This window comes from Rapidithrix thailandica (assembly GCF_039710355.1).
Classification (GTDB): domain Bacteria; phylum Bacteroidota; class Bacteroidia; order Cytophagales; family Flammeovirgaceae; genus Rapidithrix; species Rapidithrix thailandica.
In genome coordinates, this window is record NZ_JBDKWZ010000013.1 from 60,442 (window position 1) to 72,819 (window position 12,378).

General features: G+C 42.0%; 12 protein-coding genes. 5 read left to right on the plus strand and 7 right to left on the minus strand.

What is annotated here, in order from left to right:
• Positions 1–148: 148 nt before the first annotated feature.
• Positions 149–562 carry a hotdog fold thioesterase gene (locus tag AAG747_RS20400; RefSeq protein WP_346823074.1) on the plus strand — a complete coding sequence of 138 codons (414 nt, stop codon included), beginning with the start codon at positions 149–151 and terminating at the stop codon, positions 560–562.
• 109 nt (positions 563–671) lie between these two features.
• Here the strand turns inward: AAG747_RS20400 and AAG747_RS20405 are convergent, their stop codons facing one another.
• A complete protein-coding gene (locus tag AAG747_RS20405; RefSeq protein ID WP_346823075.1) occupies positions 672–2,969 on the minus strand; it encodes a patatin-like phospholipase family protein in 2,298 nt (765 codons plus the stop codon).
• On the opposite strand from AAG747_RS20405, the gene AAG747_RS20410 reads away from it, so the two are divergent.
• The 3 genes from AAG747_RS20410 (at position 2,968) to AAG747_RS20420 (ending at position 6,425) form a co-directional block, all read left to right on the plus strand.
• Positions 2,968–3,180, plus strand: coding sequence for a hypothetical protein (locus AAG747_RS20410; protein ID WP_346823076.1), 213 nt, complete (start codon positions 2,968–2,970; stop codon positions 3,178–3,180). The genes AAG747_RS20405 and AAG747_RS20410 overlap by 2 nt on opposite strands.
• 254 nt (positions 3,181–3,434) lie before the next feature.
• Positions 3,435–5,666, plus strand: a complete 2,232-nt coding sequence (locus AAG747_RS20415; protein WP_346823077.1) for a Tex family protein — start codon at positions 3,435–3,437, stop codon at positions 5,664–5,666.
• A 171-nt stretch (positions 5,667–5,837) separates the two neighbouring features.
• Entirely contained in the window at positions 5,838–6,425 is a 588-nt protein-coding gene (locus tag AAG747_RS20420) for a DUF6134 family protein (protein WP_346823079.1), read from the plus strand.
• Between the two features lie 105 nt (positions 6,426–6,530).
• Here AAG747_RS20420 and AAG747_RS20425 read toward each other — a convergent pair whose 3' ends face one another.
• The 3 genes from AAG747_RS20425 to AAG747_RS20435 form a co-directional block, all read right to left on the minus strand.
• Complete coding sequence (locus tag AAG747_RS20425) at positions 6,531–6,758, minus strand: OST-HTH/LOTUS domain-containing protein (protein ID WP_346823080.1); 228 nt, start codon at positions 6,756–6,758, stop codon at positions 6,531–6,533.
• A 287-nt stretch (positions 6,759–7,045) separates the two neighbouring features.
• On the minus strand, positions 7,046–7,519 hold the full coding sequence (locus AAG747_RS20430; RefSeq protein ID WP_346823081.1) for an aminoacyl-tRNA deacylase: 474 nt from the start codon (positions 7,517–7,519) through the stop codon (positions 7,046–7,048).
• Between the two features lie 173 nt (positions 7,520–7,692).
• A complete protein-coding gene (locus AAG747_RS20435) occupies positions 7,693–8,427 on the minus strand; it encodes an LOG family protein (RefSeq protein ID WP_346823082.1) in 735 nt (244 codons plus the stop codon).
• Between the two features lie 38 nt (positions 8,428–8,465).
• Between AAG747_RS20435 and AAG747_RS20440 the strand changes: the two genes are divergently transcribed.
• On the plus strand, positions 8,466–9,869 hold the full coding sequence (locus AAG747_RS20440) for an MBL fold metallo-hydrolase RNA specificity domain-containing protein (RefSeq protein ID WP_346823083.1): 1,404 nt from the start codon (positions 8,466–8,468) through the stop codon (positions 9,867–9,869).
• Between the two features lie 42 nt (positions 9,870–9,911).
• On the opposite strand, the gene AAG747_RS20445 is transcribed toward AAG747_RS20440, so the two are convergent.
• The 3 genes from AAG747_RS20445 to AAG747_RS20455 form a co-directional block, all read right to left on the minus strand.
• Entirely contained in the window at positions 9,912–10,343 is a 432-nt protein-coding gene (locus AAG747_RS20445) for a hypothetical protein (RefSeq protein WP_346823084.1), read from the minus strand.
• 231 nt (positions 10,344–10,574) lie between these two features.
• The gene (locus tag AAG747_RS20450; protein ID WP_346823085.1) at positions 10,575–11,291 is read right to left on the minus strand and encodes a TIGR04283 family arsenosugar biosynthesis glycosyltransferase; all 717 of its coding nucleotides are present in this window, start codon (positions 11,289–11,291) and stop codon (positions 10,575–10,577) included.
• Positions 11,292–11,352: 61 nt separating this feature from the next.
• Positions 11,353–12,300, minus strand: coding sequence for a D-2-hydroxyacid dehydrogenase (locus tag AAG747_RS20455; protein WP_346823086.1), 948 nt, complete (start codon positions 12,298–12,300; stop codon positions 11,353–11,355).
• Positions 12,301–12,378: the final 78 nt, after the last annotated feature.

The window sequence follows — 12,378 nt, forward strand, 5'->3', positions numbered from 1 at the left end:
TCAGTGAAAAGTGTAGTTTTGTTTTTGCGGTTTTTTGATAAATAAACCGGGGTATATGCCTTTGATTTTTAACGAGTTATCTGCGTAAAAAGTCTGAAATTTGGCAAAGATTAATTTTTAACCTCTTAATAACAAATTAAATTTTTGTATGATTCCTAATACAGTTAGCTTAGAAGCGCTCAATCAGCCGGGCGAACATATGGGCACCCACCTGGGTATTGAGTTTACAGAGCTGGGCGACAATTACTTATGTGCCCGGATGCCTGTAGATCACCGTACCAAGCAACCGATGGGCCTCTTACATGGGGGAGCTTCGGTGGTACTGGCTGAAACCTTGGGTAGTGTTGGTGGCAATTTATTGGTAGCACATGAAAATAAATATTGTGTGGGAGTGGAAGTGAATGCTAATCATCTGAAGAGTGTAAAAGAGGGCTTTGTTATGGGAAGAGCGGAAGCTGTACATATAGGACGGAAAATTCAGGTTTGGGAGATTAAAATTACCAATGAGCAGGGGCAATTGACGTGCATTAGTCGTTTGACATTGGCAGTAATGAACCGCTAAATAACTGAATCCTGAGGGGGAGAGAACGAAATTTTTGGAAAGAGCTATAAAACAATGAGAGATTACCTCTTCTTTGTTTTATAGCTCTTTTTTTGACTGAAAATAGTGATTAGTCCTGTATGGCTTTTTTATTATACAATAAGAAACCGGCATTAAGCATAAAGCCCCAACGGAACTCAGGATCGGAATAATAGTTAACCATAGCACTCATGGGGCCGAAAGGGCTGTGATAAACGGCTATAGCTGCTGCGGCATAGTCCAAGGAGTTATTTTGGGTGCTTAAATAAGCCGTTTGATCAATTCTTTCTTTAAGTGTTTTGGCACTGGCAAATCCGTAGCCTTCCAGTCGAAAATCCAGTGATTTGCTCAGTTGCCAGATTTGGCGCAAGCCTAATGCCAAATAGTCATACCCCCGGAAATCTTCACTAAAGAGCGATTTGCTATCAATAAAAGGGTAGAAAGCAGGTGCATTGATCATAGAGGCTTGGTAGTTTTGGAAGAAGGGTTGGTTGGACGTCAGTGCCTCTAACAAGATTCCATGTTTGAGTTTCTTCCCAAAATACTGTTCGTATTTCAATGTAAATACATACCAGTCTCTCTGTTCGGTGAGCTTCTGATTATAAACGGAAGTGCTACCCGGGCGAAGCGTTTCCTGCCCACTGACAAATTTGGCGGAAAGCTCAAATTCCATTCCGCTACTGGCAAATTGTTTCCGGTCCAGTGTGCTGCGGAAAAAGCGGCTTGTGTAAGTCCAGCCTTCAAATTTGGTAATGTCCTGACTGTCTTCTGTTTGGAAGTTTTCCGTATTGAAATAGGCATCATCTTTATTTACATACCCCGCACTAAAGGATAAATTACTCAGCTGGTTTACCGGAAAGCCCAATGTTAATTCTCCGTAACGATCAATTTGATTGAGGTTGGGATTCATCTTTTGTGTGGAGAATACATTTTTGACAATATCATAATCCCATTGGTTATAAATATAGCTTCCTTCCAGGTAGAAAGGGATATCAGTAGGGATAAATACCCGGAACAAACCGTTGGTGGACAGGTAAAAATTCCCGGCATAAAAGTTTGTGTACAAAGTGTATTTCCAGCTATCCAGAATATTGAGTTGCATATCGGCATACACAGTACTGATGTTTCTGCTGGCCAAGTTTCCTCCTAAGGATACATCCAGTTTACGGGAAGGGTTCATGTCAAAAAGGAAGCGGTAATTGTCCAAAGTATCATGTTCAACCCGGGGATAGAGATCTTTGAAGAAGTTATCCGAATTGAGCATGTAATATCCTTTTGTCACATTTTTGATACTCGTATTTTCTTTCTTTTTGGTTTTTAACAGGTTTCTTACAAACCGCTGTTGGCGCTTGTTTAAGCCTTCAATTTCAATAGCCGAAATGTTTTTTTGACTGAAGTTGGTAAGTTCATGAAAGCGGTTATCCCTTTTTGCCCGGGTTTGTTGAAAGGTTTTGATTTTAATACTGTCCAATTGCTCTTGGGCGCTTTGGTAGCCAATCTTGACAAACTCATCCACTTTGTAGAAGTCCAGCGGGGAATAATGGTCGATCGGTACATTGATCAACACATCTTTATTTTCTAACCGGCTGGGGTCTGAGCTGTCCATAATCATGTATTTTAGCGAGCCCTTGATCAATTCCTCCGCTTCTTTTTCGGGATATTGATCGTATTTCAAGGTAGAGACATTGACTCCAATGATGACATCCGGGGAAAACTCATCAATCATCACGTCTATCGGAAAGTTATTGTAAAGTCCTCCATCGTAAAGGTATTGGCCTTTCACTTTGACAGCTCTGAACATCAGTGGAACCGCCATAGTAGCGCGGATGGCATCACTGATATGCCCGTCTTTCATCACCACGGGTTTTTGAGTGAAAATATCGGCTCCTACACAGCGAAAAGGGATAGACAGACTGTCGAAATTATAATCGGCTGCTTTGATAACCCGGTGAAAGTAACTGGCCAAAGCGAGATTTAAAGGGGCATCGTTCACCAAGTTGGAATTGATGGATGCATTAAAATTGGAATCCAGCGAAACCTGAAAGTTTAAGAAAGAAGCATTGTTCCACTTTCTCACGCCCAGGTAGCGGTTGTTACGGCTGATTTTCCCATATGCCCAGGATTGAAAGTCTTCCGTACGTACCAAAGAGTCAATCTCATCGGCATTAAATCCGGCGGCATACAAGCCTCCTACAATTCCTCCCATAGAGGTTCCTACAATATAGTCTACGGGGATTTGGTTTTCTTCCAGGCATTTTAATACGCCCACATGAGCCAAGCCTTTGGCTCCCCCTCCACTTAATACTACGCCTACGGTTTTGCGGCTCTGCCCGAAGGACAGCGCATAAATATTTAGTGCTAAGAATAAAAAACAATAAAAGGACTTCATGAAATTCAGTTATCAGTCAGACAATGATCATAGAAATAAAAAAGAGAAGCAACCTTCCTTACAGGGCAGTTACCGGTTCCACAATTTGATGCGAACTTCCTCAAAAAAGGAGGTTACCCGTTTGGTATTTTATCGCATTGAGAACATTACAAAAGAAGTGAAAGTAATGAAAAAATTAATCTTAGTACTTACTTTTCAAGGAAATAAGTAATAGGTCAAAATTCTTTCCATTATTCCTTGTCCGGAAAAACGTTGTGACGGGTTACAGAAAAAGAAAAAAATTACCCATAACGAAAATTCTTTGGTAATTTGGCTAAATAATTATATTCTCGCGCCTTGTTGAAATCTGGTCTGGTATTGGAACCGGACTTCAACAGGATGCTTATTTGATTTAGCCGGCAGCAGGCCTGTATAAATCAGCTCACCGTTTTTTATCTGTTTTTTTGTTTATTGTGAAGTTGTATCATGACTAAAAATCTTCAAATCATTGCCGGGGAATTGCAAATCACCCCAAAGCAAGTAGAAGCTACGGTAACGTTGTTGGACGAAGGGGCTACCGTACCATTTATCTCTCGTTACCGGAAGGAAGTTACCGGAAGTTTGGACGAAGTACAAGTAGCGGCCATTCGCGACCGGATTACTCAGTTGAGAGAGTTGGATAAGAGAAGAGAGACCATCTTAAAAACGGTCGAGGAGCAAGGGAAACTCACCGATGAGTTAAAAGCGAAAATTGAACAGGCAGAAACCATGGCAGAGCTGGAAGATCTTTACCTGCCTTATAAACCTAAGCGAAGAACACGTGCTACCATGGCCCGGGAAAAAGGATTGGAACCTTTGGCTGAGAAAATCTTTACCCAGGAAAAATTTGACCTGGAATCGGAAGCACAAAATTATATTGATGCCGAAAAAGGAGTGAACAACCTGGAAGAGGCTTTGGCCGGTGCCCGGGATATCATTGCCGAAAAGGTAAACGAAGACCAGGAAGCCCGGAAATCGGTTCGGAAACTCTTTGAAAATGAGGGGGTTTTTGTGACCAAAGTGATTCCGGGTAAGGAAGAAGAGGGTTTGAAATACAAAGACTACTTTGATTGGAACGAGCCGGTCAAAAATGCGCCTTCTCATAGGGTGCTGGCAATGCGAAGGGCGGAAAAAGAGTTAGTCGTGTCGTTTGATTGTGCCCCTTCAGAGCAGGAGGCCATCGATGTATTACAAGGTAAATTTGTAAAAGGAAGCGGATCAACTGCCGAGCAGGTGCGTTTGGCGGTAAAAGATAGTTATAAGCGCTTGATGAAGCCTTCTATGGAAACAGAAATCCGTTTGTCTACAAAAAATAAAGCGGATGAAGAAGCCATCCGGGTGTTTGCGGAAAACCTCCGTCAGTTGCTATTAGCAGCTCCTTTGGGCCAAAAGGCTATTATGGCGATTGACCCGGGCTTCCGTACAGGATGTAAATTGGTCTGCTTGGACAAACAAGGAAAATTATTACACTACGAGGCTATTTACCCCAACGAACCTCAAAAGCAAACCGCCAAAGCCGGAGCTACGGTAAAACATTTGGTGGAAACTCATGCTATTGAGGCCATTGCCATCGGAAACGGTACGGCTAGTCGTGAGTCAGAAACGTTTGTAAGAGGTCTCGGTTTGTCTTCAGACATATCGGTGATTGTAGTCAATGAAAGTGGGGCCTCGGTGTATTCTGCTTCGGAAATTGCCCGTGAAGAGTTCCCTGATCACGATGTCACAGTAAGGGGCGCAGTGTCTATCGGAAGGCGATTAATGGACCCCTTGGCAGAATTAGTGAAGATTGATCCCAAATCTATCGGTGTAGGACAATACCAACACGATGTGGACCAGTCGGCCTTAAAACACAGCTTGGACGATGTGGTAGTCAGTTGTGTAAATGCCGTAGGGGTAGAGGTGAATACTGCCAGTAAGGAATTGCTGACCTATGTGTCAGGACTGGGGAGTTCTATTGCGAAAAATATTGTAAAGTATCGAGAAGAAAACGGCCCGTTTAAAAAGCGTTCCGAGCTGAAAAAAGTGGCCCGCTTGGGAGATAAAGCCTTCGAACAGGCTGCCGGTTTCTTACGGATCCGCCATGCCGAAAATCCATTGGATCACAGTGCCGTACACCCGGAGAGCTACCATATTGTGGAAAATATGGCGAAAGACCTGAATTGTTCGGTAAAGGACTTGATGGAGAAAGCAGATTTGCGCAAACAGATCAATTTGAAAGATTACGTCACAGACACCGTAGGGTTACCAACCTTGAACGATATCCTTAGCGAATTAGCGAAACCCGGACGCGATCCCCGGGAGCAGTTTGAGGCTTTCCAATTTGCCGAAGGCATCGAAAAACCGGAAGATTTGCAGGTGGGGATGAAGTTGCCTGGTATCGTGACCAACATCACGGATTTTGGTGCCTTTGTGGATGTTGGAGTACATCAGGACGGTCTGGTGCATTTAAGCCAAATGGCAGATCGCTATGTCAAACATCCTACGGAAGTGGTCAAAGTACATCAAAAAGTGGAAGTGCGGGTGATTGATGTAGATTTACAAAGAAAGCGGATCGCCTTGTCGATGAAAGATGAAAATACCAAGGCGAAACCCAAAGCGCAAAGAAAACGCAAAGCTCCCGAACCGGAAACTTCCATGGAGGATAAATTGAAAATGTTACAGTCAAAATTTAAAATGTAATTCTCTCCTCTTAACAAAATCCTTCCAGGCCATGTCCGTCTGGAAGGATTCCTTTTTATTTCACAAACAACCTTCCCCTCTTTCTTTTCATTTAGTCTATAGAAGATATTATGAGTTGCTGTAAACAGCATTTTTTTGATAAATTAGTAGATTAACTAAAACCGGATATTTGTGAAATTACTATTTTTATTGTTGATCGCGACCAGTGGTTTTTCTCTGGAAGTTTATTCCCAAACACTGGAGTATGAGATATTTAAAGGGAAAAAATCGGTGGGTAAATTACAAATACGCCGGAGTAACCTTGCAGAAAAGGTGCGTTATCAGTTAGAGTCCAATGTGTTGATATCTTTTTTGGCTGACTTTAAAGTGGAAACTCAATCGGACATTGTATACCAAGAGGGCTTGCTACATGCTTCCGAAGCCTATATTTACCTGAATGATAAAATCCGGGAAACCAATAAAATACGAAAGAAAGGAAATGGGTATGCAGTAAATAAGGATGATGACGAAGAGCGAATTTTGGCGAATACCTCGATAAAGTACAGTGTGATTAATTTATATTATACAGAACCCGTTGGTATGGATAAAATTTTCTCCGAGCGCTTTGCCGAATATTGTGCTCTGAAGAAAGTTGAAAGCAATGTCTATAAACTAACCCTTCCCAATGGCAACCATACCATTTACCATTATCGAAATGGTCAATGTTATAAAGTGGAAGTGATACGACCTCTGGCTAACTTGGAGTTCCGCTTGATATAATCGGTGAATAGCAAGAAATGAGGTTGGCTTTGGGAAGGTAGCCAAAATTATAGAAGAGGCCTCAAGTGAATTTTGGCCACCGTTTTTGCTTGGGGGCCGGGGAGTTCATTCTTCCTTTATCAACTTTACATATTTTACCGGGGGAGACATATTTTCGTCTATCCGGATAGCCACCAGACTTTCGTATTTTTCCAGAAACTTTGAAAGCTTGCCGTATTTCACTGCCTGATTTTGCAAATATATCCCTACTTCGGCCAAGTTAGCCCATCCGTCTTCTTTAGCGCAATGGTCTACTGCCTCTTTAATTACCGTTTCATATTCCATCTTTTCCATAAGTATGCATTTTATTTAATGAATAGTCACTCTATTACAGATTAAATAAGTGTTTCCTTATTCTAGGAATACCTAAGCTTTTCTATTGTGCCCGGAGGATATACTCTGTCTCTTTCTCAATGCTAAAACTAAGGAAGGCCTTAAGAAGTTTTAGGTGATAGACAAGGAGTGATAAAATAAATTTTTGAATAAAAATGTCAAGCCGGGAATGATAAACAATGAGGATGGTGAGGAAGGATTAAGCCTGACAAATATTCATGGGTAATATTTGTCAGGCCATGGAAAGATTAATTTACCAGGGTAGTGGCATAGTCCATTACTTTGGGTTGTACGAGCCGTTCGTAATCGCTGTATTCCATTCGGATCAATTCGATGTGGGTACCGGCATTGAAGGCAATTTCTTCGTTTTCGGTTAGCGATTGGGCTACATATACCTCCATCCCATACAGGTTGCCAAAGGGAGGCATAGCGCCCACTTCACAGTCAGGAAACAAGTTCTTGAACTCTTGCTCAGTCGCTAATTGTACATCACTAATGTGCAGACAAGCTTTGAGCAATTCAAAGTCTACGCGTTCGGAAGCAGGGAGAACAGCCATGGCCATACGGTTGTTGACTTTTACCATCACTGTTTTGGCTAGTTCTTTACCTTTAATGTGGGCGGAGGCGGCAATTTGTGGAGCGGTAAACGCCTGAGAGTGCGTAATCATCACATAAGGAATTTGATAAGAATCCAAGTAAGTTTTGAGTTTTTTGGAAATCATGATACCTCCAGGTTTTAAATAAACGAAAGGTGAGAATAGAGCAAGCTTAGTTCTCGTTTTGGAAGACTTGATCTAAACTTGCGATAAATAAGGTAAAAATTTTTGATTAAGAATAAAATGATTTTTCTCAAAAAAATATACTTATTTCTTGATTTTACAGTATATGCACATTGTTATGGTTTTTTATTGCGGACAAAGCCATGTTGTAAGACCACTCTTTCCTCAATGTATTTTACGGCATCTGCCGGAGAATCGGTTACATATACCAAATCCAAATCTTCCCGGTTGATAGTGTGTTGGGCCAAGAGTCCGTTTTTGATAAAATCCCGGAAATGCTTCCAAAAATCAGTGCCCATGGCCACCACAGGGAAATTTTGAATTTTACCGGTTTGAATCAAAGTTAAAGTTTCAAACACTTCGTCCAAGGTGCCAAAGCCTCCCGGCATTACGACAAAAGCATAGGAATACTTGATGAGCATCAGCTTTCTGACAAAGAAATAGTTAAACTCTATGGAATGATCCAAGTAGGGATTTTGATGTTGTTCATGGGGTAATACAATGTTGCAACCTATGGAAGTTCCCCCAGCTTCTTTGGCTCCCCGGTTAGCGGCTTCCATGATCCCCGGGCCACCCCCGGTAATGACATTCATTCCCATATGGGCAATGCCGGCACCCAACTCCCGAGCCATTTGGTAATATTTATTGTTTTCATCAAACCGGGCCGAACCAAATACGGTAACACAAGGGCCTACATTGCGTAAATGCCAGTATCCTTTTACCGTCTCAAGCAAAATTTTCCAGGCACTGCGCAATTCCCGGTGAGGACGCTGAGGGCCCTGCAAAAAGTATCTTTCGGATTTGAGTCTTTTTTGCAAATAATATTCTTCAATCTGCTTATCTGTATTCATTATTTTATTATTTTTCTTATCCAAAAATAAATGGAATTATGGACATTCGAGTGAAATTTCTGGGTGCTGCTAAAACTGTCACAGGATCGAAATATTTATTGGAGATCGATCAGTATAAACTTTTAATTGATTGTGGCTTATTCCAAGGGGTAAAAGATCTTCGGCTAAAAAACTGGGAACCTTTTCCGGTTGAGCCTTCCTTAATTGATGCGGTGGTCTTAACTCATGCACATTTGGACCATAGCGGTTATTTACCACGCTTGTACAAAGAAGGTTATCAGGGACCCATTTACTGTACTGCGGCTACGGAAGATTTACTGGATGTCTTATTACGCGATTCGGCCAAGTTACAAGAAGAAGAGGCCGCTTATGCCAAAAAGAAAGGTTACTCCGTTCACAAGGATCCCAAGCCCTTGTACGATTCTAAAGATGTGGAATTGGTGTTTCCTGCAATTCAAAGTTATGAATTCCGTCAACCTGTAAAAATTAATGAGGCCATCACCGTTACGTTTTACAATGCCGGCCATATTTTGGGAGCGGCTATAGTGGAAGTGCTGGTAAAAGGGCAACACCAAACCAAAAAGATTATTTTTTCAGGGGATTTGGGCCGGTACGATGATGCGATTCTCTACGACCCTGAGCCGGTGTCGGAAGCAGATATCTTATTCATCGAATCCACCTACGGTAACCGTAAAAATCCCTTACAAGAGCCGGTAGAGCGTTTGGCGGAAATTATTAACCGGACTTGTGAACGCAAGGGTTGCTTGTTGATACCGGCATTTGCCGTGGGGCGTACACAAGCTATGTTGTATTATTTGAAGGAAGTGCTGGATCGTCAATTAATACCTGAAATGAATATCTTTATGGACAGTCCGATGGCTATTACTGCTACGGGGTTGTACCGCAAGCACCATATCTATCACCGATTAACGGACCGGGACTTTCGTGAAGACGAGTCTTTTATGACTCTTCGAAAGCATTTACATATCGTCCGCTCAGCAGCCGATTCGATTGCTTTGAATGAAATCCGCTCAAATGCAATTATCCTCTCGGCCAGTGGAATGATGAATGGCGGGCGAATATTGCATCACCTCTTTCATCGCCTGCCCCGAGAATCTGACACCTTGCTGTTGGTGGGATATCAGGCCGAAGGCACCCGTGGAAAACGGATCATGGACGGAGAAAAAACGGTGAGAGTCTTCGGGCAACCCATTCCTGTAGCGTGTAAGGTGGAGTTTTTTGAAGGGCTTTCGGCTCATGCCGATCAGGACGAATTAGTCCGTTGGCTGGAAGGGTTTCAATCATCACCCAAGCGTACTTTTTGCGTTCATGGGGAAGAGCAGTGTAGTGAGGAGTTTGCGGCTCTGATCCGGCAAAAATTTTCCTGGAATGTAGATGTCCCTTCCTTTATGGAAAGAGTGGATCTATTTCAAGGAATTTAAAAAGTTGAAATGAAAAGGCCTTGTATCTTCTTACAAAACCTCTCAAAAAGGGTGATGAATGGAGTCGAAGGGACGGCTCATATACACCAAGTCTTTGTAAATTATGATATCGTGTTTGATTTTCTTTTTGTATTGCTTTTTGTCTTGGTCATAATAGGTGATGGTGGTGGTAAATTTGGTAGGTTGTCCGGAGTTAAAATACCCATTGGCCGAATCAATCAGTACCTTTAACTCTTTGTTAGGAGCTAAGAATTCGATATTTTGAAAAATTGCCAAAGAAGATAAGTCTTTCGTCCCTTTGAGCCCGATTAGGTTTTGGTCAAACTTTACCGAAACCCGGAAGGCAGGAGCATGGGAATAGTTTTTAATGAGAATGTATAACAAATCTTGTTCAAAAAGGAAATCGATATAGACTTCCGGCCGTGTCAAAAAACCAGTGGGAATGGCGGGGCTGTTTTTCGATAGAGTATCCATAAAACGTAGAAAGGTTTGGTTGTGAGTTACTTATTGAAATAATACGCTACTTATGACTGTCTGGGAAAATCCTGTGGTAACTCATGGATGATTTTCAGAAATGAATTTGAGAAAAAATTCATATACGATAATTTAAGATAGGAAAAAGATTTTAGGAAAGAAACCCCTTATCCGGGAAATTTAAACGGACTGAGAATGGTAAAATACATCTTTCAAGAAAAGGGCCTGTTATCACTTGATGGATGGATTCGCCTTCCAATATTCTCTTGCGAAGTGTTGCACATCTTTACCAAGCAAGTCCCAAAACCATATCCGGACATCTTGTAAAAAAACCTTCCGGACGCCTCCTTGTTCAAACCTGCGGGCAGAAGTAACCATAGGCGGAAAAGCAATGACAAGTTTACCTACCTTTTGGAGGTTATGGCATAGGTAGGCTGTTTCCATCAGTACCTTTGCCGGAAAGCCTCCCACACGATCAAAAGCTTCCTTCCTTGCAAATACCCCTTGATCCCCGTAGAAGCGTTTTCGCCAACGGTAGCGAAGCCGGTTAACCAATTGGATAAAACGGTATATGCCAGAAGTTCGATTAAAGGAAAATTCAAAAGCGCCTCCCACAGTCTCTGGCTGTGAAAGCGCTTTTTTAATTATTAGGTCATAAGCAATTGGGGGAAGACTATCCGCATCCAAAAAAAGCAGAAACTTGCCTCTTGCCAATCGGGCTCCATGATTTAAGGAAGCGTATTTTTTGCCTTTAAATTCGGGAACCGATATCCAACGTACTTCGGGAAATGATTGAGCAATCGTATAAGTAGCATCTTTCGAGCCTGCATCGACCACAATGATTTCGGGAGGGGGCTTATCCCGGTACTGTTGCAGTACTTTTGCCAAAGTCAGCCCCAAATAGTTTTCTTCATTCAGAGTAGGGATAATGATGCTTAACAGGCACATGGCTGTATTTTACAAATTGAAGTGGTTTACACGTATAGTTTTTCATTAAGGTAATATGAATTTATTCTTCTTTTCCTGCAAAATGCTGTTGGATATTTTGTACGGTCAAGTCTACTAACTCCGTTCTCGACTCTATGCTGCCCCAAGCCATATGAGGAGTCAATACGAGTTTTTCCTTGTTTTTAATGTTCAGATAAGGATGTGAAGGCTCCAAAGGTTCTTTTTCAAATACATCGATGGCAGCCGCAGCTATCAAGTGGTCGTCAAGGGCCTTGGCCAAGGCCGCTTCATGGATAATTCCTCCCCGGCTGGTATTGATTAAAATAGAAGAGGGTTTCATTTTTTGGATTTGAGTATAGTTGAGCAAATTATGGGTTTTTTCATTGAGCGGGCAATGCACTGAGATAATATCCGATTCGTCTAAAAAGGTTTCCAGGTCTACTTGCCGGTAGGGTTGTTGTGTGTTTTTGCCGGAGGTAGAATGATAGATTACCTCACATCCAAAAGCCTGAGCAATTTGTGCTACCTGACTGCCAATATTGCCCAAGCCTAAAATTCCGAATGTTTTACCCTGTAGTTGCCAAAATGCTTTTCCCAAGTGGGTGAAAATATGCTGTTGAGAGTACTTTCCGGAGGTGACATACTCGTGATAATACCCGGTTTGGTTGAGCAAATATAATAACAATGCAAAGGTGTGTTGGGCAACGCTATGTGTGGAGTATCCCGCAACATTTTTGACGGAGATGCCTAATTGTTCTGCAGCTTCCAGGTCAACATTGTTCATCCCTGTAGCCATGATACAGATCAATTTCAATTGAGGGGCTTGGGGCAAGAGGGTTTTGTCCAATTTAACTTTATTGGTTAAAACGATATCGGCATCTTTGATCCTTTCGGCGGTTTGATGGGGGAGAGTAACCGGGTAAGCGTCCAAATGCCCGAACTGTTGAAGTTTCGTTAAGTTAGGCACTTCTCCCAAAGTGGAGGCATCTAATAAAACAAGTTTTTTCATAGAGTTATGCTGATTTTGTTGGAGTTTGCATCAGAACCTTTCCATCCGGAAGATCCTACAAGCTCAAAAAATAAATAT